At 60.5% G+C, this 24,071-nt stretch carries 14 protein-coding genes and 6 pseudogenes; 11 read left to right on the forward strand and 9 right to left on the reverse strand.

Annotated features, from left to right (window positions below):
* From EOA78_RS36240 to EOA78_RS27435, 4 genes and pseudogenes are all read left to right on the forward strand, one after another.
* Window positions 1-236 (forward strand): annotated as a pseudogene (locus EOA78_RS36240) (hypothetical protein); the annotation flags it as partial.
* 522 nt (window positions 237-758) lie between these two features.
* Complete coding sequence (locus EOA78_RS27425) at window positions 759-1,439, forward strand: HAD family acid phosphatase (protein ID WP_127317970.1); 681 nt, start codon at window positions 759-761, stop codon at window positions 1,437-1,439.
* Window positions 1,440-2,001: 562 nt separating this feature from the next.
* Window positions 2,002-2,169 (forward strand): DUF1127 domain-containing protein, encoded by a 168-nt coding sequence (locus tag EOA78_RS27430; RefSeq protein ID WP_280951078.1) that lies wholly within the window; start codon window positions 2,002-2,004, stop codon window positions 2,167-2,169.
* A gap of 4 nt (window positions 2,170-2,173) precedes the next feature.
* Entirely contained in the window at window positions 2,174-3,883 is a 1,710-nt protein-coding gene (locus EOA78_RS27435) for a tetratricopeptide repeat protein (protein ID WP_127317972.1), read from the forward strand.
* Window positions 3,884-4,151: 268 nt separating this feature from the next.
* On the opposite strand, the gene EOA78_RS27440 is transcribed toward EOA78_RS27435, so the two are convergent.
* On the reverse strand, window positions 4,152-4,862 hold the full coding sequence (locus EOA78_RS27440; protein ID WP_127317974.1) for a response regulator transcription factor: 711 nt from the start codon (window positions 4,860-4,862) through the stop codon (window positions 4,152-4,154).
* 69 nt (window positions 4,863-4,931) lie between these two features.
* Window positions 4,932-8,621, reverse strand: a complete 3,690-nt coding sequence (locus tag EOA78_RS27445) for a PAS-domain containing protein (RefSeq protein WP_127317976.1) — start codon at window positions 8,619-8,621, stop codon at window positions 4,932-4,934.
* An 848-nt stretch (window positions 8,622-9,469) separates the two neighbouring features.
* On the opposite strand from EOA78_RS27445, the gene EOA78_RS27455 reads away from it, so the two are divergent.
* On the forward strand, window positions 9,470-9,736 hold the full coding sequence (locus EOA78_RS27455) for a hypothetical protein (RefSeq protein ID WP_127317978.1): 267 nt from the start codon (window positions 9,470-9,472) through the stop codon (window positions 9,734-9,736).
* Between the two features lie 176 nt (window positions 9,737-9,912).
* On the opposite strand, the gene EOA78_RS27460 is transcribed toward EOA78_RS27455, so the two are convergent.
* Complete coding sequence (locus tag EOA78_RS27460) at window positions 9,913-11,622, reverse strand: ABC transporter ATP-binding protein (RefSeq protein ID WP_127317980.1); 1,710 nt, start codon at window positions 11,620-11,622, stop codon at window positions 9,913-9,915.
* 149 nt (window positions 11,623-11,771) lie between these two features.
* Here EOA78_RS27460 and EOA78_RS37335 point away from each other — a divergent pair, with 149 nt between their 5' ends.
* Together EOA78_RS37335 and EOA78_RS27470 are read left to right on the forward strand one after the other, a co-directional pair.
* Window positions 11,772-12,272 (forward strand): DUF2218 domain-containing protein, encoded by a 501-nt coding sequence (locus tag EOA78_RS37335; protein ID WP_245477772.1) that lies wholly within the window; start codon window positions 11,772-11,774, stop codon window positions 12,270-12,272.
* A 69-nt stretch (window positions 12,273-12,341) separates the two neighbouring features.
* Entirely contained in the window at window positions 12,342-14,492 is a 2,151-nt protein-coding gene (locus EOA78_RS27470) for a TonB-dependent siderophore receptor (RefSeq protein ID WP_127317982.1), read from the forward strand.
* Between the two features lie 104 nt (window positions 14,493-14,596).
* Here the strand turns inward: EOA78_RS27470 and EOA78_RS27475 are convergent.
* From EOA78_RS27475 to EOA78_RS37345, 6 genes and pseudogenes are all read right to left on the reverse strand, one after another.
* Window positions 14,597-15,328: pseudogene (locus tag EOA78_RS27475) on the reverse strand (ABC transporter ATP-binding protein).
* Window positions 15,322-15,944: pseudogene (locus tag EOA78_RS27480) on the reverse strand (iron chelate uptake ABC transporter family permease subunit). Before EOA78_RS27480 ends, EOA78_RS27475 begins: the two co-directional pseudogenes overlap by 7 nt.
* Window positions 15,945-16,021: 77 nt before the next feature.
* Window positions 16,022-17,177, reverse strand: a pseudogene (locus tag EOA78_RS27485) (ABC transporter substrate-binding protein); the annotation flags it as partial.
* Entirely contained in the window at window positions 17,174-18,403 is a 1,230-nt protein-coding gene (locus tag EOA78_RS27490) for an MFS transporter (protein ID WP_127317984.1), read from the reverse strand. The gene EOA78_RS27490 and the pseudogene EOA78_RS27485, both read right to left, overlap by 4 nt.
* Window positions 18,400-18,672 (reverse strand): annotated as a pseudogene (locus tag EOA78_RS37340) (ferric iron reductase); the annotation flags it as partial. The gene EOA78_RS27490 and the pseudogene EOA78_RS37340, both read right to left, overlap by 4 nt.
* Window positions 18,673-18,681: 9 nt before the next feature.
* Window positions 18,682-18,999 (reverse strand): annotated as a pseudogene (locus EOA78_RS37345) (IucA/IucC family protein); the annotation flags it as partial.
* Window positions 19,000-19,769: 770 nt separating this feature from the next.
* On the opposite strand from EOA78_RS37345, the gene EOA78_RS27500 reads away from it, so the two are divergent.
* The 4 genes from EOA78_RS27500 to EOA78_RS27515 form a co-directional block, all read left to right on the forward strand.
* Window positions 19,770-20,801, forward strand: coding sequence for a substrate-binding domain-containing protein (locus EOA78_RS27500; RefSeq protein ID WP_127317988.1), 1,032 nt, complete (start codon window positions 19,770-19,772; stop codon window positions 20,799-20,801).
* Between the two features lie 109 nt (window positions 20,802-20,910).
* A complete protein-coding gene (locus EOA78_RS27505; protein ID WP_127317990.1) occupies window positions 20,911-22,452 on the forward strand; it encodes a sugar ABC transporter ATP-binding protein in 1,542 nt (513 codons plus the stop codon).
* A gap of 19 nt (window positions 22,453-22,471) precedes the next feature.
* Window positions 22,472-23,461, forward strand: coding sequence for an ABC transporter permease (locus tag EOA78_RS27510; protein ID WP_127317992.1), 990 nt, complete (start codon window positions 22,472-22,474; stop codon window positions 23,459-23,461).
* A gap of 29 nt (window positions 23,462-23,490) precedes the next feature.
* Window positions 23,491-24,071: sugar-binding domain-containing protein (locus EOA78_RS27515; protein WP_127317994.1), on the forward strand; the 581-nt coding region annotated here is incomplete at its 3' end.

A 24,071-nucleotide genomic window follows, 5' to 3' on the forward strand; every position in this document is an offset into this window, starting at 1 on the left:
AGCAGCAGGCCGAGCCGGAACAGGCGGCCAAGCCTGAGAAGCGGAAGACCAAGGAGCAGCCTGCCGCCGAGCAGCAGCAGGCCGAGCCCGAGCAGGCGGCCAAGCCTGAGAAGCCGAAGGCCAAGGAGCAGCCCGCCGCCGAGCAGCAGCAGGCCGAGCCCGAACAGGCGGCCAAGCCCAAGCCAAAGAAGCAAGAACCCAAGGCGTGCGATCCGCAGACTGAAGCGAACTGCTAGGTGTTGTGCAGGTACAGACTACGACACCGCGCGTTCCACCGCGGTGCCCGTTGAACGGCAACGCGCCAAAGCTGCGAACCCTCGCCATTCGGACGATCGCGTCCTTGGCGTTCACCTCAAGCACCCCGAAAGACCGCTATTGGGCACTTGCCGAGATCGACGATCGTTCGTCCCAACGTCAGCATAGCCATTTGCTGTGCTCGAAATCGGACAGGCAGAAGACGGCCCAAAATAGGAAGTCCATTGTCTCAGCGCTGAGCGTCGACAGTTGGCGCATTCCGGACGTGCGTCGGTTTGTGCAAGCGCTAATTTGTGCAGCAATGGCGGAAATCCTGCACCTTGCAGCAACTCATAGAAACATTCGGCGTCTGTTTTGGAATCCTCTAAATCAGCGCCGCAGTTTCGAGGACCTGTACCTTGCCTCGCTTGACAGAGGACTTGTCGCGACCGCAAGGTCTCATGATGCAGACGATTAGTTGGAATAGAATTGCGCGTGGTGCGGCCGTTGGAGCAATCGTGCTGATGACTGGCACAAATGTGCCTGTGTCGGCGCGTGCCGAGGGCTCGCTCTTTCTCACAAGCCCGTCCCAGCCAGCCAATGTCGGCGACGCGATGCTGGCGGCCGCCAATTATCATGATTCCGGCGACTATGATCGCGACCTTGCCGCAGTGGCGAAGCAGGCAGGCGATTGGGTCGTCAAGCGCGCAACGGAGGTGCCTCGCCCCGCACTGGTGCTCGATATCGACGAGACGGCTTTGGCCAACTGGGAAGTGATCACACGTGACAACTTCGGCCGCCCGATCGGCGGCGCCTGCGACATCGCAATCGACGGTCCCTGTGGCTGGGCCGCCTGGGACCAGCTCGCGAAGGATCCGGCCATCGACCCTGTGCTGGAGGTCTTCCGGCAGGCGCGAACGGCGAAAGTCGCAGTATTCTTCATCACCGGACGTCCGGAGGACCAGCGTCGGGCGACCGAACAGAACCTGCAATCGGCGGGCTATGCCGGCTATGAGCAACTTTACATGGTCCAGCCTGGAGCCAAATATGGGTCCGCCGCAGATTTCAAGGCACCCATAAGAGCCGAAATCGAAAAGGCCGGCTACACGATCATTGCCAATGTCGGTGACCAGCCATCGGACCTGTTCGGGGGGCATGCCGAGAAGCTGTTCCTGCTGCCGAATCCGTTCTACAGGGTTCGCTGACGGCGTGTACGGCGAAAACCCGAACGCTAGGGCCCTTGCGCCCAACGGCAGGCCATGACCCGTTATTTAGCTTGAGCAGCAACGAACGAACGACGGCTGTCGGGCGGGCAGACATGCCGATCATATTCATCTCCGGGTACGGCAGCGTGCCGACGTCAGCCCTGGCGATCGAAGATTTGACAGCGGCATATCGGCCCGACCAAGAGGGGCCCCTCGTCGGGCCTGACCACAGACGATCGATTACGTCTAATGTCATGGCTACTCTAACATGAGCGAGCGGCAGACAACCGGCGATTGGACCGGTGTCCCGGTGCTGCCATCTGAGCGCGAGCCAGCGTGGCTGATCGCGGACGCCGGTTCACCAATCAGCCCCAGGAAAGAAGGCGGTTTCCCGCGACTCTGGCAGCTCGGAATTCGCACAACGCGGGAAGCGCTCCCCGGCGCTGAAACAAACGAAACACTTCGCGTTCGGCGCGGAAAAACGCCTGAAACAGGGATGGTTTAAATGCAATGGCAACGCTGCATCCCGCGGCGCTAATCATGGAGTGTTGCAATGTCGATAATGCGAGCAGCTTACCGCTCTTTCCGGGACTACCGGGTTCACCGTATGGCGGAACGGACCCTTGCGGCAATGGACGATGCCTTCCTGAGGGACATCGGGATTAGCCGGTCAGAGATTGGTTTGGTGGTCCGCGGCTTGAAGCGCGGCCAAGAAGACAAGGCGGGCTGAAACCATGAAGCTTTCATTTAAACTCCCGCTGCTGGCCTGTGCGAGCGTGGCTGCCCTTTTGGCGGTGCCCGCGGCCAATGCCCATGATTCGGGCCTTCCGCACCGCCAGGCCAAGGCGGCGGTGGTTGGAGAGGATTCGACAAGCGTCCCGCTGTTCGAAAACCTCGGCAGCCATTCCTATCCTGTCACCACCGCCAACCCGCTGGCGCAGGCCTATTTCGACCAGGGCCTACGCTGGGCGTGGGCATTCAACCACGCCGAAGCGCAGCGCGCTTTCAGGGCCGCGCAGAAGCTGGACCCGACCTGCGCCATGTGTTTCTGGGGCGAGGCTTACGTGCTCGGCCCCAACATCAATGCCGGCATGGGCCAGGAGGCGGCCGCGAACGCCGCCGAAGCCGTCGCGCAGGCGCGCAAGCTAGCGCACCTTGCCACCAGCCGGGAAAAGGACCTCATCGCCGCGCTCTCCAAGCGCTACAGCGCCGATACTTCTGCCGACCAGGGCGCCCTGAACCAGGCCTATGCCGCGGCGATGGCGGAACTGGCAGACCGCCATCCGCAGGACGACGAAATCGCCACGCTATACGCTGACGCGCTTATGAACCTGACGCCCTGGGACTACTGGCTTGATGGCGGAGCAACGCCAAAGCCGGACACGGTCAAGCTTGTGGCTTCGTTGGAGCGGGTGCTGGCGCGCAATCCGGATCATGCCGGCGCGATCCATCTCTATATCCATGCTGTCGAAGCGTCCACGACGCCGGAAAGGGCCGAAGCCCATGCCGACCGGCTTGCCGCCCTCATGCCCGGCGCCGGACACATCGTGCACATGCCAGCGCACATCTATCATCAGGTCGGCCGGTGGATCGACAGTCTGGAGATCAACCGCGAGGCGGTGGCAGCGGACGAGGCCTATTTCGAGCGCGTCGGCATAGCGCCGGAGAGCACGCCCGGCGTCTATACGGACGGCTATTATCCGCACAACCTGCATTTCCTGATGACCTCCGCACAGATGGCGGGCGACGTCGAGGCAATCGCCGAGGCGGCCAAAAAGCTCGAAACGCTGGTCTCCGACACCATGGCCAGAAAGGTGGCCGGGCTGCAGCCGATCAAGGCGGCTCCCTATTTCGCGCACGCCCAGTACAGCGATCCCGAGGTCATACTCGCGCTGCCGCTGCCGGCAAACGCCCTGCCTTATGTCGAGGCAACCTGGCGATATGCGCGGGGCATCGCCTTCGCCGCAAAGGGTGCGAGCGAGGCGGCGCGCGCCGAGACCGCCGCAATCCGCAAGCTCGCCGCCGCGACCGATTTTTCCACGGAGACGGCGGGAGGACTTCCGGCGCCGGATTTGCTGGAATTGAGCGCGCTGATCGTGGAGGCCCGCATTGCCCAGCACCAGGGCAACCTGCGGGAAGCGCGCAACAAGCTTGAGGCGGCGGTCGCGATCGAGGACGGCCTTGCCTATATGGAACCGGCCTACTGGTATTATCCGGTCCGACAGACCCTCGGCGCGGTCTACATCGCCATGGGCGAGCACGAGGCGGCCGCCGCAGCCTTCGAGCACGTCCTGGAGCAGACGCCGAACAACGCCTGGGCGTTGTGGGGCCTGCGCGAGGTTTTCCGCAGGACCGGCAGGACAGCGGACGCCGAAGAGATGGATGCGCGCTTCAAGGACGCGTGGGTGGGAGCGCCGGACTTTCTCGGCATCAAACGGCTCTGACACGCGCTCAGGTGCCGGCGTCGTTGTCGGCGCAGGAAAGGTGTCGCAGCCTCGCAACCCGGCGGCTGCGGCACGCAATACAGGTGTCGAGAAGGCCGGCTTGGCCTGCACGCCAGCCTCTCAGCGCCCACACGTGATAGTGGAAGCCCAGGGCAACGCAGCTGGGTTCCCGAAACTCAGTAGTTCGAGCGGGGCTATCCGCCTGGGACCACAAAGTCGCAAAACCTCAACCGCAAGGGATGAGGCGCTGGTTCACCATGTGGCGCGCTCAAGAGTAGAGGTAACCCATGCCGCGGATCGTCCTGATCACCTCCGGCTTGGAGGGATCGACCTCGATTTTCTTCCGCAGGCGCGAAACGCGAATGTCGATACTACGATCGAAGGGATCCCATCCGCGGTCATGGGCGAGTTCGAGCAGTTGATCGCGGTTGAGCACTCGTCCGCGATGTTCGCTGAATACTTTCAGAAGCCGGAACTCCATCGCGGTGATCGCTATTTCGACCCCCTCGGCGTTGTATAATTTATGTTCGTCCGGGTCGAAGCGGCATTTGCCGAACTGGACCTGGTGAGGGTCCGGAGTACTCGCTTTCTCCGCAGCTCGTTCGCTCGCCGACGTCCTGCGCAGCACGGCCTTCACCCGTGCCAGCAGCTCCCGCAGGTCCACGGGCTTCGCGACATAGTCGTCGGCGCCAATCTCCAATCCGACGACGCGGTCGACGATTTCCGCCGATCCGGTCAGCATGATAATGGCAACGTCTGAGTGCTCTCGTAGATAGCGCGCCAGGGAGAGGCCGTCCTCGCCTGGCATTCGGATATCCAGTATGACCACATCGACGTTCTGGCTATTAATAAGTTCGCGCAGGGCAGGCCCCGCGTTGGCCGTCGTCACGGCATAGCCATGATGCTCCAGATATTCCGCCACCGTGTCGCGGATATCCGGTTCGTCATCGCAGACAACTACGTGTGCGTGCGTCGTCAAAATCGACCACCGAGCAACTAGCCTAATGGATAAGCTGCCCCTGAAGTGACGTGCAAATCCACTGATCTGTCAAGTATTGTTGTTGACCAGATTCGAGACAAATGAACGGAGCTCGTTAGGTTTGATCGGTTTCTCAAGATAGGGCCGTTTCGCGGCGCGCAGGAACATCTGCGCGTCCGGGCTGATCGTGTCCCCCGTCAGGAAGGCTAACCTGTCGAGCTCGGCCGGATGAAGCTTGGCAATCTGGTTGAACAATCCCCGTCCATCCATGTTCGGCATTTTCAGATCGCTCAGGATCAGCGCGAAAGTGCGGTTCTGGAGGTGCAGCAGCGCTTCTTCGCCGGATCTGGCAATGGTGACCTTGAAACCATCTCGCCTGAGCACCTCAGCAACCAGCTCACCCACTTCCTCTTCGTCGTCCACCACTAGACAAGCAATACCAGTTGAATTCGGGAGCTCATCTTCGGCCGTTTCGGCTCGTTCCTCGATACGGTCCGAAGCAGGCAGCGAAAGTATGAAGGTCGAGCCACCCCCCTCGGGGGATTCGACCTCGATGGTTCCTCCATGGGATTGAACGATCCGATGACAGAAGGACAGCCCGATCCCAGTCCCTGCCCCAATCTCTTTGGTCGTGAAGAACGGCTCGAAAATGCGGGGAAGTATCTCTTTGGGAATTCCCGGACCGGTGTCGGCAACGCGGACGACTATGCTGCCGGTTTTGGGATGAAGCCGCGTTGAAACCGTGATTGTCCGTCGCCCTTCCCAGCCGTGCAGCGCCTGTTCTGCATTGACAAGCAAATTGATCAGCACCTGGCCAAGCTGATCGGGATCAGCCCAGATCGGGGGAAGACCAGGTTCAAGATGAACTGAAAGCCCGATATCCGACGATCGAATCGAATAGCTCGCCACTTCCACCGCTTCGGAAATAATGTCATCGATCGCAACGTTTGAGGTCCGCGTCGGCTGCTGTCTGGCCATAGCCAGGAAAGTCTTGACGATCCTGGCGCAGCGTTCGGCTGCCTTACTCATCTTGTCGGCACGTTCCACGACCTTGGCGTCGGTTGCGGTCTCCTTCAACAGCGATGACAGGCCAAGCACCACCGAGAGCGGATTATTGAGCTCATGCGCCACCCCCGCCAGTAATCCGCCGAGCGCCGACATTTTTTCATTCTGGTGCAGCGTCTCGCGCTGGCGCTCCAATTCCTGCTGCATTTCGATACGGTCGGTGAGATCGTAGGCGTGGGAAACGATCACCTTCTCACCGTGGTAATCGATCAGTCGAGACGAAATCGAGCACCAGCAGATCCTACCGTCCTTGCGTTTGAGCTGGGTTTCGAAATCGTCGACCAACCCCGTCGCGAGCAGCCGCTCAACGTATCGCATCCGCTCTGAAGGATCGACATAGTAGTCGATGGCGCTGGTCACGTTGCCGAGCAGCTCAACGGTGGCGGGACTGCGGTAGAGCAGCTTCCCGTCATGCGCGCGGGTCATCTGGATGTTGACGGGGCAGGCTTCGAGGACTTTACGGACCATTTCATCCGCTTCCTTAGCGGCCTCCTCGGCCCGCTTGCGCTCTGTAATGTCGACACGGGTGACCACGAACCCGCCTTCGCGGGTTGGACAGTTCGAGACTAAAAACCAACCGCCGTCCGTATGACGGAATTCCTGTTGCCGGAACTCGCGGCGGTCCCTTGCCCGCTCGGCAAGCCAGTCGTCGATCTTGTCCCGTGGAACCGGAAACTGATTGCGCTCTGCGGTCACGCGGAGGAACTCGAACCAGTTCACCCCGGGAACGAGCACATCGGCGCTTATCGCATGCATCTGGCGGTACCTGCTGTTGGCCAGCACCAGGCAATCGTTCTTGTCGTAGAGGGCAAACCCTTCGGCGAGAGATTCGATCGCGTCGATCAGCCGCTCGTTTGCCTTGCGCGTTTCTTGCTGGGCGGCGATCATGTCGGTGATATTCGTCGTGTTCGACACGATCACCTGCCTTCCCTGGAAGTCGATCAGGCGAGCGGAAACCGAAGCCCAGAAAGCCTTGTTCTCTGTGTCGTACTGCTGGACCCGAAAATCATCGATCCTGCCCTTTTCGATCAGGGTGCGCTCCAATATTGCGCTATAGTCTGGATCGACATAGTGGTCGGTTATTCGAGGGCGATCGGCGTAGAGATCTCTGGTAGCAGGATTGCGGTAGAGCGTTTCTCCCTCGAACGTGGTCATGTGTATCGGCGAAGGGCAGGCATCGAGCACCTTTTGCAGCAGAGCCGTGGCGTCGCGCTCAGCAGCCTCGGCCTTCTTGCGCCCGCTGATGTCAGCGCGCGTTACGACGAAGCCGCCAAGATCGGTGGGATGTATCGATACCGAGTGCCATTTGCCGTCGGAGAGGGGGACCTCGAAATGGGAGTGGAACTCGATCCGGCCTTGAATCCGCTCGTCGAGCCACTCGTCCTCGCGCCCAACCGCGTTGCGGTACACGCCGCGCTTGGCGGATTCGCGAAGGAGCTCGTTCCATTCCACGCCCGGTTCTACGAGATCCCGCACCGGATGGTTCAGCTCGCGGTAAAGGCTGTTGCACATGACCAGGCGGTGATCTTCGTCGTACAGTGCGAATCCCTCGGAGAGTGATTCGACGGCGTCTGCGAGCATCTCCCGCGCCGCAGCAACTTCGCCGTCACGCTTCTTCTGCTTGGTCACATCGGCGATGCCGGCGAGAACCACTCGCCGGCCTTGGAACTCGACGATCCTGAGATTGCCCGTGGCCCAGAACTCTTGGCCGTCGGGTCGTTTAAGAAGCACCTCGCAATTTTCGACAACGCCCTTTTGCATGAGCTCCCGATTGATTTCCCGGTGTTTCTCGGGGTCGACAAAGTAGTCGCCGAGCCGCACCGTCTCGCGTTGCGCCTTCTTGCTCCATCCAAGCAGCCGTTCGGCGGCATTGCTCTGGTAAATGAGTTCCCCCGAACTTGCGTCGGTCATCCATACCGGCAGCGGATGATGCTTGATCAGGAAACCGAACAGATCCTCGCGTTGCTTGCGTTCCGTGATGTCCAATACGCCGATGATGAGCGAGGGGCGCCCGTCATAAACGCCGCGACGGCAGTTGGTCGAGCACCAGACCGTCGATCCGCTTGTGTTTCTAAGCTGGATTTCGTGATCCCGCACGATGTCGCTATTGCTGGCTAGAGAGCTGATTTCATTGAAGTCGCCAGTAATGACGAAATGATCCGTCAGGAATTGCGGCTCGTTCGGGGTCCATTTTCGGCCAAGCAGGTTCGACGCATCGAGGCTTTCGTAGAGGATTTGCCCGCTCCCCGCGTCCACCACCCAAACGGGCAGCGGGTGACTGTCCGTGATGCAGCGGAATATCTCCGCGTTTTCCCGGTGCGCGATCTGCGCTCGCTTCATGTCGGTAATGTCGACGCTTACCAGGGCCACGCCACCACCCGGCCGAGGATGTGCCGTGAGCAACTTCCATTGCCCATCCAAAGTCTCAGCTTCGACTGGACCCTTGTCGATTTGCGTCCATCGTGCCGCAGCGCTTTCAGCAAACGCGCTGCCTGGCTCGATGGGGCGGCCGTCGAAACTTTTTAGATATGAGAGGGCTTCGGCGACTGCGGCAATGGCGTCCATTGGCTGCATCTCGCCGCGATCGAGCCGCTGGCTTCCAAATATCTGCGGATTGCTGCCAACCAGGACATTGTTGGCATCAAAAAGGGCATAGCCTGTGTGTGTGGATGGCACCGGATTATCAGGCCGCATGGTCGTTCCCTTTATTCGCGCGATCTCCCGAGGGCGGATACTAGACCCTCTTTGTTTCAGCACACATTCAGACGCTGCGTAATTTGTTTCAACTGTTTCGGCGCGTGGGCATCTTCGCCAGCGCTGACGTGAAAACGAAACTCTACCAACTCCGGAAAACGGCCGAAACACGAATGGCCCAGGTTGCACGGCCGATACCACGGCTCGAGCAAACGACTCTGACCATAACCAGTCACAATGCCGCCTGTCATCCCGTCGCGCGTGCAGCTGAAACAAACGAAACACTCCCACCGCACTACAGAAAAACGCCTGAAACGAACGGGGTGTATGACAATAAGAACCGCAGATGCGGCAGATTCAACGGACGAGACACAAATATCCAGTGCCCTGCACGACCATCTAGTCTTGTCGAGGTGTCGACGCGTTTTGCTGGGAAATCTGAGGTTCAAAATGCATAGGCCAGTTACCTCGTACGATTTCCCCGACCGGCTCCGCGCGAGCCTTGTTGACCAAAACCATCCGGCCCATGAAGGGGCTCGCCGGCTCTTACAACGCCATGATCGACAAGGGGCAGACGTCACCACGCGACGGCTGATCGGGAACAGCCGCCATTCATACAGGCCGCGTTGACGCCGCCGAATGATGATGATCTCGGCTGCTATCAAGCAGCCCTCCGAACAGCGCACGAACGTAACAAGACGACCGTGCGCTGAACAACCTGCCGCCGCAAGTCCAGAAGGATAGAGGTTGGTCGGTTTGCCCAAAGGGCATGAAAAACGGCTCATTGATGCGGTGCGGGGCACGGCGCGTTGAGGCCAAATGCTAACCCTCAAAGATGGAGAATTGAAATGCTTAAGATCGTTCTTGCCACTGCCACCTTCCTGTTTGCCTCCGGCATGGCTTTTGCCGGCAGCGACCACTATGGCTCCGACTACAGCCATGGCTCCGGTTATCCGAACACCGGTCACCATTCGATGGTGTCCGACAACGGCTACGCGGTCGACCTGAGCGGCACAGCGAGTGTCAACACGGCCGACAGCCCACCGACCTCGGGAGGAAATTCGATCTTCGATATTCGTGGGCCCGGTTATGGCCAGGGGATCTGGGGCCGCTGATACCAGCGTTCGGCCGGCACGATCGAGATTAGACCTCCAAGCGGCAGGCGCGCCCGCCGCTTGGAATCACCTCACGGCCACCGGAGAAAGATCTTTGCCGATCTCGAACCGTGGGCTGGAGCGGGCCTGGGGGCCTGTGCACGCTCCCCTTGGCTTTAGCTTTGAGGGCTGCGTCGTCAGTCGTGAGCCGCCCCCAGTCGTGAGTAAGCGCCGCCACGCGCCACCAGTTCATCATGCGGGCCTTGTTCGACGATGCCGGTATCGGCGACCACCACGATGCGATCGGCATTGCGGATCGTCGCCAGCCGGTGCGCGATCACCAGTGTCGTTCGGCCCTGCGCAAGTTCTGCCAGCGACTGCTGGATCTCCCGCTCGGTCTGCGTGTCGAGTGCCGACGTCGCCTCGTCCAGGATGAGGATTGTCGGGTTCTTCAGGAACATACGCGCGATTGCCAGGCGCTGTTTCTGACCGCCCGAAAGCTTTACGCCACGCTCGCCAATGATCGTATCGAGGCCTTCCGGCAGTGAAGCGATGAGTTCGTGGAGGCGCGCGCGGCGCGCGGCCTCGACGATCTCGCTCTCGACCGCGTCCAGCCGGCCATAGGCGATGTTCTCGCGGATCGTTCCGCCAAACAGGAACACGTCCTGCTGCACGATACCGATCTGGCCGCGCAGTGAGGCCAGCCTCATGTCGCGGATATCCAAGCCGTCGATCATGATGGCGCCGTTGTCGACGTCGTAAAAACGCGGCAACAGCGAGCACAGCGTCGTCTTCCCGGCGCCGGACGGCCCGACGAAGGCGATGGTTTGTCCGGCTGCTATGTCGAGATTGATATTCTTCAAGACCGCCCGTCCGCCGCTATAGCCGAAGGTGACATCCCGGTAGCTTATGTCGCCTTGGAGCGTCGGTGCGTCAACAGCACCAGGCCGATCCGCGATGTCCGGCTCAGTGTCGAGGAGAGCCGCATAGCGGCGGAATCCAGCGATGCCTTTCGGATAGGTTTCGATCACCGAATTGATCTTGTCGATCGGCCGGAAGAAGACATTGACCAGGAGCAGGAAACCAACGAAGCCGCCACTGGAAAGTTCGCCACGCAGCACGAGGTAGCTTCCGGCAATCATTACCACCAGTTGGATCAACCGCATGCTCATGTAGCTCAGCGACGTGCTGGCGGCCATGATGCGATAAGCATCGAGCTTGGTCTTGCGGTAGCTGGCGTTGTCACGCGCGAACAGATTGCGCTCGTGATCTTCATTGGCGAAAGCCTGCACCACCCGCATGCCGCCGACATTCTCCTCGATGCGAACGTTGAAATCGCCGACCCGCCCGTAAAGCGCCTGCCAGTTGCGCGTCATGCGCGCGCCATAGCGGCTTGTCACCCAGGCGACGAGCGGCACAATTGCCGCCGTAATCAGTGCAAGCTGCGGATTGACCAGGAACATCAGCGCGAAAGCGCCGAGGAAAGTCATGATCGCGATGAACAGGTCTTCCGGGCCATGATGCGCAACCTCGCCGATTTCCTCCAAGTCCTTGGTGACGCGGGCGATGAGGTGACCGGTCTTGTGGTTGTCATAGAAGCGGAACGAGAGCTTCTGCAGGTGATCGAAGCTCTTCCGGCGCATCTCGGTCTCGATATTGATACCGAGCATATGACCCCAGTAAACCACGACCGCCATCAGCCCGGTGTTCAACACATAGATGGCAAGCAGGCCGGCCGACGCAGCAAGTATCAACAGCCACTGCTGAGTCGGCAGCAGTTCGTCGACGAACAGCTTGACCGCCATCGGGAACCCGAGCTCCAGCATGCCAGACAGAACCGCACAGCAGAAATCCAGGATGAACAGACCCTTCCAGGGGCGGTAGTAGGAGAAAAATCTAAGCAGCATTGGAACGCTTTTTCTGTTCGAAGGTCTGGACTGGCAGGAGCATGGCAATAGAGGGCTGTCGCTACAGGCATTCTTGCGGGCGACCGCTCATGAGGCCGACCTTTGTCTGGAGGGATAGCTTACGATAAGTGGAGTGTAAATGTCATATTATGAGGGCTCCATGCCGACATCAACCACGCTGCGAAACACCGAATGCGGACAAATATATCCAGCAGCTATGCAAACATTTCGCGCACAAGGTGGAGGTCGCTTATGGCGAAGGGCATGGGCAGTGCCGGTTTTCCTGTGGCACGGCTACCATGAATGCCGGTCTCGAAGAGCTGGCCATAATGGTGGAAGCGGCCGACACCGGCGCATTAAACGAGACCAAGCAGGTCATCGAATCGCATCTCGTCCGGTTCGCCTTCCGCGAAAATCTCCAGCAGCTGGCCTGGCGCGATGAGGCGTCGTTTTCGACACGGAGCATGCTCATGAAATGGCCCAAGTCGGTCCTGGCGTTGCGGTGTTCGCAGATGGATCAGAATGGATGGGCTATTGCGACATGTAAGGCTCAGAATCAGAATAAGAGCTGCTCGAACTCACCCGGCAAGGTCGTTCGCACATGCTCAATGTTGACAGCAACAGTCATGTTATCTAGCAGCACCTCCTGACCATCCTCACCCAGCTCCTTCCAGGGCAAGGCAAATCGTTGTTGGTTGATGCCGGAGAAGGGGGCTTGTATGAGGAAACGTATTGGGCTGTTCGCTGCATTGGTTGCGGCAGCGGGACAGGATGCCGCTGCGCAGGAAGCGACGCGGCTGCAGCCTATCGTCGTAGAGGCGTCGGACAGTGCGCCCGCAACCGCGACGATCGGCGATCTGCCGCAGGAATATCCTGGGGGGCAGGTGGCCAAGGGCGGCCGCCTCGGGCTGCTCGGCAACCGCGACGTCATGGATACGCCGTTCAACATCACCACCTATACGGCAAAGACGATCGAAGATCAGGGCGCGCGCACAGCGGCCGACGTGATGCTTAACGATCCTTCCGTCAGGAACACCCATTCCTCCGGCGGCATCGTGGATTCCTTCTATATCCGCGGCTTTCCGATCAATGAAGGCAATTTGGGCGAGGTCGCCTTCGACGGTGTGTTCGGGGTCGCCCCGGCCTATCGTCTGTTCACCGACTATGCCGAGCGCATCGAAGTGCTCAAGGGACCCGCTGCGCTGCTTTACGGCATCGCGCCGAACAGCAGCGTCGGCGGCATCATCAATGTCGTGCCCAAGCGCGCCGGCGAGGTCGATCTGACGCGCGTTACGACCGACTATGCGTCAGACCTGCAGGGCGGCGCGCATGTCGATGTGAGCCGGCGCTTCGGCACGGAGCGCCAGTTCGGGGTTCGCTTCAACGGCAGCTATCACGGCGGTGACACGCCGATCGACGACCAGACGCGCGAGGTGTCGGTCGGATCCCTGGCGCTGGACTATCAAGGCGAGCGGCTCCGGGCGACGCTCGACGTCATCGGCCAGCGGGAAGATTTCGAGGCGCCGCAACGCCCCTTCTTCCCACTGTCCGGTTTCGCCATACCGGAAGCGCCTGATAGCCGCCTCAACGTGCAGCAGCCTTGGGAGTGGTCGAAGCTCGAAGATCTGTCGGCGCTGGGACGCGTCGAATATGATCTCACCGATCAGGTGACGCTCTTTGCCGCGGCCGGCGGGGGCAATTCACGCGTCGAGCGTCTCTTTGGAACGCCGATCCTTCTCAACACGGCTGGCGATGTCAGCATCACGCCACAAAACTTTGTCTTCGACGTCGACCGGATCACAGCGGAGGCGGGCCTGCGCGCCCGGTTCGACACGGGCGCTGTCGCCCATTTGTTTACACTCCAGGCGAACCATTTCCAGCAGTCCCTTGACCGCGGCTTCAATTCGGGGGCGACGCAGTTTACCAACATCTATGATCCGGTTCCCCGCCTCGCGGAGGACGTGCCGGCGCCGACGTCGGTGCCGACGGTATCCGAGAGCGAATTATACGGATTTGCGCTCGCGGACACCCTGTCCATGTTCGACGAGCGTGTGCAACTGATCCTGGGAGGGCGGTGGCAACATATCGAATCGGAAAATTTCCACGCGACCTCGGGCGCCGTCACCTCATCCTCCGATCAAGGTGCGTTCACGCCGCTGGTGGGGCTTGTCGTCAAGCCATGGGAGAACGTGTCGCTTTACGCCAACTATGTCGAAGGGCTGAGCATTGGTGATACAGCACCGGGGACGGCAATTAATGCGGGTGAAACGCTGGCGCCTTACAGGTCCAGACAGATCGAAGTCGGCACCAAGATCGATTTCGGCCGCATAGCAGTGACGGTCAGCGCCTTCCAGATCGAAAAGCCCTTCGGGCAGCTTGAAAGCCGCGGCAGCGATCTCGTCTTCGTGGAAGGCGGCGAGCAGCGCAATCGCGGCCTCGAGTTCAACGTGTTCGGCGAAGTGACGCCGGATCTGCGGCTGCTCGGTGGCGTGACACTGCTTCATGGAAAGCTGACGAAAAGGAACAGTGCGGCAACCCTCGGTAACACTCCGATCGGGGTGCCGTCGGTCCAGGTCAATCTGGGGGCCGAATGGGACACGCCCTTCCTGGAAGGATTGACACTGGCGGCCAACGTCATCCACACGGGCAAGCAAAATGTCGATACGGCAAACACCCAGGAGATTCCTTCCTGGACCCGGCTTGACTTGGGTGCCCGCTATCTCACCGAGATCAACGACAAGCCCGTCACGTTCCGGGCGTCGGTCGAGAATGTCTTCGACAGCGACTATTGGGCCGGTGTTGCGAGCTTCGGCACCCTTGCGCAAGGCGCGCCGATGACCGTGAAGCTGTCGATGACGACGGATTTCTAACGCACGCCGGCAGACGCCGGGCGCTCGTGCAGAGTGTCCGGCATCAAACCAGATTTCCGACAGCCGCCGGATGGGTATTGCAGCCTCGCGCGATGCGCTGGCTGTCAAACCGCGTCGTCGACGATCAGATGAAGTGCGCCCTGCGAGCAGGGTTCGACGCGCGCCTTGATGCGGAAGGTGGCGGCGAGGTTGTCCGGCGTGAGAACACGAAGTCGTGCAGCGTTCCATCGGAAAGGATGGGACCTTGTCTGCGAATTTCAGCGCCAGATTGAGATCATGCAGCGCGATCAGCACGAGCATGCCGCTCTCTTGGGCGAGGCCGCGGACCCGGCGCATGGCCTCAAGCTGGCGATGCATGTCATAAGCGCGCTCGTTGGCTCGTCGAGAAGCAGCACCTGCGGTTCGCGCACGAGACATTGGGCCAGGCCGACGAGCTGGCGCCGCTCAGCTCGGAAAGGATGTCATTGGCAAGCTCGCCGATGTCGAGTGCTGTGAGTGTCCGGTTCACTTCCACGAGATCGTCAGTCTGCAAGCGCCAACCACTGACCTGCTTGCGCGCCAGAAGAACGGATTCGAACACAGTCAGCACGGCGCTACCCGTCTGGTCCTGGGGCATATAGGCGATAGCACGATCGGATCGCGCACGCCCTCAAGCCGGCGTTTGCCCGGGCCCGGCAGGATGGCGGCAATGCGGCGGACAGGGTGGACTTGCCAGCGGCATTGGGGCCGATGACGGCCACCACCTCGCCGCCATGGCAGGGCGGGAGCGTAACATCGCGCAGCACCTGGCGCGATCCGAACCGGGCGCCGAGCCGGTCGGTGCTGAGTACTACCATATCTCTCTTCCGCTCTTCAGGATCAGATAGAGGAAGGCCGGCAGGCCGATCGCCGCGGTAACGATGCCAATCGGCAGGACGGCGCCGGGCACGGCAATCTTGGCCAGGACTGAGCTCAGCGACACGATCAGCGCCCCGGTCAGCGCACTTAGGGCGATGCCCAACAGCACGATCGTCTGGATCGACGCACCGCGTCTGATGCTGGCGAGATGAATGAGGAAGGCCGTCGCCGTGGCAACCGCAAAGGCATTGGCCGCGACGATATAGTCGCCCGCCACGGGAATGAGCGCGACACCGCAGGCGAGCGCCAGGGCGGCTCCGAAGCTCGCCCTGGCTGAAATACCGAGCGTGAAGGGGCTCGCCAGCGGGTTGTTCAATATGGTCTGCATCTGCGCGCCGCTAATCGCCAGCGCCATCCCGATCACGATCGCCATCAGGGCGGCGGGCATGCGGATCGACCAGACAATAACACGATCTGCGCATTTGCCTTGGCCGGCGCGACTAGCGTGCGCACCACGTCTCCGATGCCGTAGCTGGCCGGACCGGTCGCAATGTCGGCGACAAAAGCAGCGCAAAGCCCGGCCGCCAGCGCGAGGAGAACGATCTGTCGCCTGATGCTCAGCGCATTGTAGGCGCCACGCCCGACAGGGGCGCCGCTTCGCTGCGCATATTCGTCATGACCGGCTGTCGGGACAGGCTCACCGCAAAGCCCGGCTGATAGCCGATGGGCAGGAAGCGGCGATGATATTCGGCAAAAGTCGCATCGGGGTCGAGATCGGCAAACAGCTCGGGGTGGAACCACTTCGCCAATTGCTAGACGGCAACGAACTCGTAGGGGCTGTTATAGAACTGGTGCCAAGATGCCATGGAAGTTCCGCGTCTTCTGCGCGGCGATGCTTGTATAGGCGTCGCGTGTGGTGAACCATTCGAGCTTCTTGAATGCCACCTTGAGGTCGGCGCCGGGACCAAGCGGGATCCAGCGACCGCCGGGTACATAGGCTTCCCAGTCGGCGCTGGTCACGACCACATGCTCAGGATCGGTGACGATCACCTGTTCGGGGTTGAGTTGGCCGAATGTCGAGGGGAGGAAGTCGCTGCCGATATTTTGGCCGCCGGCAAGCTCGACATATTTGCCGAAATTCTCTCGACCGAAAGAGAGGCAGCATTCCTCCGAATAACCACCAATACGTTCGATAAACACCCTGGGAGGTTCCGGTTTGTTTTCGGCAATGACATCGGTGACCCGGGCCATCGCCTGGCGGAAGGCAATGATTTCTTCGGCACGTTGCTCTCGCCCCATGATCTTGCCGAGCAGGCGAATGGTCGGCTCGGTGTTTTCCAGCGGGCGGTGTCGGAAATCGACGTAGAGCACCGGAATGTCCAGTGCGGCAAGCTTCTCGACGTATTTTGCGTCCTCGTCGGCTCGCATGGCCTCGACATTGAGCAGAACGACATCGGGCTTCGGGGTGATGGCCGACTCGATATCGATCAAACTGTCTTCCTGGCCTTTGAAGACGGGCAGCTTCGCAAGTTCGGGGAAGACTTTGAGATATTGCGCATAAGTCGCCGGATCGGCGTCGATGAGATCGTCGCGCCAGGCGACGATATGAGCCAGCGGATCTTCGGGCGCCAGCGAGGCGACGAGATAGAGTTGCCTGCCTTCGCCCAAGAGCAGGCGCCTGGCGGGTACATTCACCGTGACCTCGCGTCCGGCAACATCGGTCACTGTGAGCGGCGTCTGCACCCGTGTGGCCGCCTCTTCTCCGGCAACTGCCGGTATCCAGGCGGTTGCAACCAGCACAAGGGCCATACCAATGGCATGCAGTAGCAACAGTCGATGCTTGATCATGATGGGCTTTCTACTTCGGTCGGTCGTCGCACTTTGAGCCATATGCCAAGTGCGATCAGGAATGATAAGCCGTAGAGACTTGAAACGAGCGGGAACGTGGCTGCCAACCCAAAATGTTGCGTGGCCAACACGCCGGCAATGATGCCGCCGACAGAGGCCCCTTGCTGACAGGCCTGCGCGATGCCCAGAACCGATCCCTGCCGGTCGTTCGGCACCGCCGCCGAGATGAGTGAGAGGAGGACCGGAGTCGTCCCCCCAAGGAGCGCGCCCCAGACAAAATAAAGCAGGGCGAAACTGACAACGGAACCGACGGTCCCTGCCAGATGTGTGACGACAAGGCATGCAGCCGAAATCAGCACGCTCCAGCCCAGCACATAGGATGGCGTTTGATCCTCGAAGAGCCGCGCCCACAAGGGTGCGGCCACGACAAAGCCGAATGCCAGCAGCCCGTAACTCAGGCCGGTAATCCAGTGCTGAGCGTCAAAAACCTGGGTCATGTAAAGGGGAAACGGGACCTGCAGCACCATGCGGCTCGCAAGTAGCATCCCCATCAGAAGAAGAAGCGTCGTGACCGGAGCATCCGTTGATATCTTCTGCACTGCGGTCACCGCTGCGGCCGGCTTGGCGGTAAAAGCCGTGACCCGCGGTACCGGCAGGCTCAGCCAGGCGACGGCGGCGCACAGGGCGCAAATCGCCCCGGCAGTCAGATTGATGGCGGCAAAAGGGAAAGAATCAAGAATGAGCCCACCCAGGAAAGCCCCGCCAAGCGAACCGACATTGGTGGCAACCTGAAGCCAGGCAAAGAGCCGAGCGCGATCCTTCCCGCCCGTGATCTGCACACCGTAGGCCTGCGCGGGAGCGATGTATCCGGCGCAGGCTCCCTGCAGAAAGCGCAGAACCAGGATCATCCAGACGTCCTGGGCAAAGGCAACAAGCAACTGCGTGACGGCCAGGCCAGCGAGCGCCCGCACCATCATCAGCCGATTGCCGTAGCGATCACCCATGCGTCCCCAGAAAGCGCTGGTCAGCGACATGCCGAGCATCGGGCAGACATAGACGCCGATGCCCGCCAGGCCGAAGACGCTGTCGGACGCGCTCAACGCCTTGATATGGATCGGCCAGAAGGGACCGCTCATTTCCATCGCGCCCATGGAAACGAATTGCAGACCGAAGAGGAGAATGAAGACAGGCCCGAAACCGCGAAGGGCCGCGGTGGTGATTATCATTCGGCTTCCGCCAGCGGATTGGGCAGCTCGTGTTCGACCCGATAGTCGCGGTACCGCTCCAGATGCATCCGCAACACCGAACGCGTCGGCCATGGTTTTTCGAGAAAGGCCGTGCGTTCCTGCCGCCACAATTCGTCGGAGAGCATGCGAGGTTTAAGCGCGTCAAAAGCCTTTCCGGTCTCTTCCCCCAGGATACGCCACAGGCGGTTGTCCGGCAGCTCATACTGCTCGCTCAGGCACAGCGCGATCTCATGCAGGTGGCAGATGAAGTCGGGGGCATAAACATCCTGCTGCCAGTTCGACACGCCTTGCAGGCTCTTGGGCGTCGAATGCAGCGGATGTCCGAAATACAGGGATTGCTCCGCGGCTATAAAGCCGACCAGTGGCGGCGCCCGATCGGCGGCGTCGAGGTAACGTTTTGTCGCCTGACAGCTCTGAAGAATCCGCTCAAGAAGCTCCACATCGGCCTGTCGGTACGTTGCCGATCCGGCTTCTCTGGCTCCCAGCACAAGCAGATGCACGGCCAGGATCGGCTCTATCTCGTGCCAATTTGGACCGGCATCCTGACGCATCCAGATCTGTCCAAAGAGGTGCATTCCGCAAAGCGATGGATTTGATTTCGATACGCAGGACTATATGCCGCGATGGCAGGGAAATCTCCACGCAATCGAAGTTCCGTTCTCCAATGCGGTGGAACACGGGGTTCCCGGAATTCAACTCACGCAGATAGCTGTTTGCAAAGGCTCGAAACGTTGCCTGGTCTGCTGCAATCTGACTCTTGTCGATCATTCGTTGCGGACGCCATGTCACACAGACGCCGCGTAGGCGCTCCGTGCTGAATTTCAAAGGTTTTGATGGCGCCGCGCCTGAAGGGCCAGCCTTGCTGCGGCCGCGGCTAAAACTACACTACGATTGTCATGTTATCCTAGTCAGGTGCGTGGATCAACCTCCGAAGGCGGTCATCTGGGCAACGCCAGCAATGGATGCTCTACGCCCGCCGCGGACAACTGATGAGAGACGGAGCAATGAAAGTTCTGATTGTGGGTGCCCGGGGTTGGCGGCTTGACGACAGCTTCAGCTCTGCATGAACTCGACATCGAGGCCGCGGTGATCGAACAGACCCGAAGTGCGCGAACTCGGTGTCGGTATCAATATACGCCGGGGAAGGTCGGCAATTGGCGCGAAGCTGCCGGTCGCGATGAGGTGTGAAATATATTTCTGCATGTGAATTTTATTGACACTCGAGCCAACTCCTGCGAATGATCGACTGCTGGGCCTCGGGAGGAGGTTCGGCCTCATCAACCACAAGCGGCGGCACGTAAGTGTCCGACCGCCCATTGACCAGGCTTCGGCCGAGGGAGGACTCTTGCGCAAATTTTTGAGCATGCTCGCCATTTCGGCAGCAGCCACCACTGTGTTGGGGGCAAGCCACGCCGCGGCCCAGGCCGCTAACCCGTTCAAATGCGAGCCGGGTGAAAAATACGTCATGAACGTCATGGTTTCCGGCGTCGAATATTGGTTCCCGGTCTATGAGATGTTCAAGCAGGCTGGACAGCAGTTCGGTTGCGAGACCGAATACACTGGAACGCCAGAATACGACGTGAACAAGCAGATAGCGACATTCGACCAGGCACTGGCTCAGAAGCCGGCTGGCATCCTGGTGCATCCGATGAACTCCGATCCATTCATCGAGCCAATCAATCGGGCGATAGACCAGGGAACGGCAGTGGTCACATTCGCTGCAGATTCGCCCAACTCCAAACGAGTGTCCTACATCACCTCCGACAACGTTGCCGAAGGCACCTATGCCGCCGATGCCGTCGCCAAGGCGATGGACGGCAAGGGCGAGTACGCGGTCCTCGAAAACCCTGGACAGGACAATCACGACAAGCGCATCGCCGCCTTCATCGCCCGCATGGAAGCCAAATGGCCGGACATGAAGCTCGTCGGCCGCGCGGCGTCGAACCAGGATGCGACGAAGGCCTACCAGGCCGTGCTCAGCCTTGCGCAGGCGCATCCTGAACTGGGCGCAGTGTTCATGCCGGAAGCCAACTCGGCAATCGGCGCGGCGCAGGCCGCGAAGGAGGGCGGCGGCAAGATCCGAGTTATGCTGGCCGACGTCAACGCCAAGATCCTCGATATGATCAAGGCCGGCGAAATCTTTGGCTCGGTCAATCCGAACCAGGGCATGCAGGGCTATATGGGCTTCATGCTGCTGTGGCTGGCCAAGCATCCTGAGCTGATCGATCCGATGAACGACGCCCGGCGCTCGGGATTCAACGGCATGGGCGTGCCTTTCGTAGACAACGGCTTTTCCATCGTCACTGCGGAAAATGCCGACGATTTCTATTGGGATGCCTACCTCACGCGGCGCGGCACCAAGGGCATCGAGGAATAAGAGCTCACCGGTATCTCTTCGGGGCTCTTCGAAGATGCTCGATCCGGAACGGGGCGCACTGGCGCCCCGTCGACCCAACCGTCAACATCAACGCTGCAGGGGGGACGGAGTGACTGCCGCCGCCATTCTTGAAATCCGCGACATATCGAAATCCTTCGGCGCCATCAAAGCGCTGACCGGGGTCGATTTCACGCTGCAGCGTGGCGAGATTCACGCGCTGTGCGGCGAGAATGGCGCGGGCAAGTCCACGCTGATGAATATCATCGCCGGCATTGTGCAACCCGACGATGGCGCCATTCGTCTCGAAGGCAAGGACGTGACCATCGCATCGCCATCCGCCGCGCAGCGGCTTGGCATCGGCCTCGTCCATCAGGAAATCGCGCTCTGCCAGGACGCTACGGTCGCCGAGAATATCCTCATGCCGGCCATCAACAATCGGCGCGCGCCCCTGATGAATTTTCGCCGGCTCTACACTGATGCGCAGAAGTTAATGGACCTGCTGGCGCCGATCCCGGTCGAGACGCCGGTCGCCGACCTTTCGATTTCCAACCAGCAACTTGTAGAAATCGCCAAGGCGCTGACGCTCGAATGCCGGGTGCTGATGCTCGACGAGCCGACGGCCGCGCTGACCGAAACCGAGGCGCAGCGCCTTTTCGCAATCGTCCGCGATCTCAAGGCGCGCGGAATTTCAATTGTCTACATCAGTCACCGCATGGCCGAGATCTTCAGCCTGTGCGACCGCGTCACGGTGTTTCGTGACGGCAGATATGTCGCGACCGATTCTATCGCTTCAGTCACTCCCAATGATGTCGTGCGCAAGATGGTCGGGCGCGAAATCACGCAGCTCTATCCGCAAAAGCTCTCGCCTGAACGGCGTACCGACCGCCCTGTGCTGTCGGTCGCCAATCTCTCCTATCGAGTGGGTTCCGACGGCGTCAGTTTCACGCTTCGTGCGGGCGAAATTCTTGGCATCGGCGGGTTGATCGGCGCCGGCCGCAGCGAGATGGTCCAGACCGTTTGCGGCTTGCGCCCGAAGGTGTCGGGATCGGTCGAACTCAATGGCGAGCCGGTCAGCATCAGGACCTATAGCGATGCCGTGCGCGCAGGCCTGGTCTACCTCTCAGAGGACCGCAAGGCGTCGGGCCTGTTCCTGGACCTGTCGGTTGCATCTAATATCTCCGCGCTGGACCTTCGGAAACTGACCACACCGCTTGGGCTGCTCGATCGCCGCGCCGAGGCAAAGCAAGCCACCGACCTGGTCGAGCGCCACGGTGTGCGCATGGGCGGCATCGAGGCACAGGTGTCGACGCTTAGCGGTGGCAATCAGCAGAAGGTCGCCATCGCCAGGCTTCTTTCGGTCGGCCCCAAAGTGGTCATTCTGGACGAGCCCACACGCGGGGTCGATGTCGGCGCCAAAGTGGAAATTCATCGCCTGCTTCGCGATCTCGCCGAGCGGGGCGTCGGCGTCATCGTGATTTCATCCGAGCTTCCGGAATTGATCGGGCTCAGCGACCGGGTGCTTGTCATACACGAAGGTGCCATCGTCGGCGAACTGGGGGCGGACGAATTGACCGAAGAGGCAATCATGCTGCTGGCTTCGGGTCTCGGGCAGCAACGATCAATTGCAAGGCAGGTTCAGAATGTCGCTTAGACAGACCGGAGGAACCCTCATGGACGCTGAAATCAAGGCGGGCGCCCCCGGGCTTGGCGGGCGCAACTGGCTGCGTCTTGGGTCAATGCGAGAGGCGGGGCTGATCGCAATCATGCTGGCGCTGTGCATCGCCATGACATTCGCTTCGCCGCATTTCCTGACTTGGGGAAATTTCCGGGCCATGCTGATGAGCTTCTCCATTGAAGGTATCGTCGTGGTCGGCATGACGATACTGCTAATTGTCGGCGGCATCGACCTGTCCGTCGGGTCGGTGGTCTGCTTTTCCATGGTCGTGTCAGGCGCTCTCTTCCTGATGGGTCTGGACCCGTGGACCGCGAGCCTCATCGGCATAGGCGCCAGCGCGCTGATCGGCGCGGCGATGGGCTTCTTCGTGACCGTCATCGGGCTCAATCACTTCATCACATCGCTGGCGGCGATGGTGATCGTGCGCGGTCTTTGCCTTGTCATCACCAAGGGAACCCCGCTGTCGCTGTTCAGCCTGCCGCCCGGGTTCAAGGCAATCGGCCAGGGCAGCTTCGGCAATGTGCCTTATGTCATCGCCATCTTTGTCGTCGTCGTGGCCATCTTCGACTTCCTGCTTCGGCGTGCCACGGCCTTCCGTAAGGTCTTCTATACCGGCAGCAACGAGAAGGCGGCCCAATTTTCGGGCATCAAGACCAAGCAGGTCAAATTCTGGGTGACGGTCCTCTGCTCCACTCTCGCGGGTTTTGCCGGCGTCATCTACATGTCGCGCTTTGGCGCTGCGACCCCGACCTTCGGCGCTGGCATGGAGCTCAACATCATCGCCGCGGCCGTCATTGGCGGAGCATCGCTCAATGGCGGCTCGGGCACCATCTTCGGCGCGATACTGGGCATGGCCCTGCTCTCGGTCGTTACAAGTTCGCTGATCCTGCTCGACGTCTCCGTCTATTGGCAGGACATGATCAAGGGATGCATCCTGCTCGCGGCAGTATCGATCGACCACTTCCTGCATCGCAGGAAATCCTGAGCAGCAGCGCGAGAGTTGAGCATCCAATCATGTCACCAACCAATTCGCGGGACGACATCACGATCGTCCGCCAGATGTATCAGGCGCTTGTGCTTCATTACATAGAAGCCAAGACGCAAGCTGAAATCGCCAAGGAGCTCGGCATCTCGCATGCGACCGTCAACCGGCTGATCAAGCGCGGTCATCAACTCGGGCTTGTCGAGATCAAGATCAAGTCGCCGGTCGAGCAACTGGTCGACATCGAGGCGCGACTGGTCGCGATAGGTGGACTCCAAAGGGCCGTCGTCGTCCCTTCCGTTTCGGACAATCCGCAGACTGCGCTCCAGCGCGTCGGCGAGGCCGCGGCCAGGCTGGTGCTCGAGACGATCAAGGACGGCGACACGATTTCCATTACCGGGGGCAAAGGGGTGAGTGCCGTCGTCGCTGGCCTCAAGCCGAGCCGCAGCTACGACGTCGAGGTTGTTCCAGCGACCGGCCTGGTCCAGGGCAAGCATTACACCGACGTCAATCACGTCGCGTCTCTGATGGCCGACAGACTCGGCGGCCGCGCTTATCAGATTCACGCGCCGCTGTTTGCCGACAGCCCGGCCCAACGTGACATGCTGATGGG

Source organism: Mesorhizobium sp. M5C.F.Cr.IN.023.01.1.1 (genome assembly GCF_003997585.1).
Classification (GTDB): domain Bacteria; phylum Pseudomonadota; class Alphaproteobacteria; order Rhizobiales; family Rhizobiaceae; genus Mesorhizobium; species Mesorhizobium wenxiniae.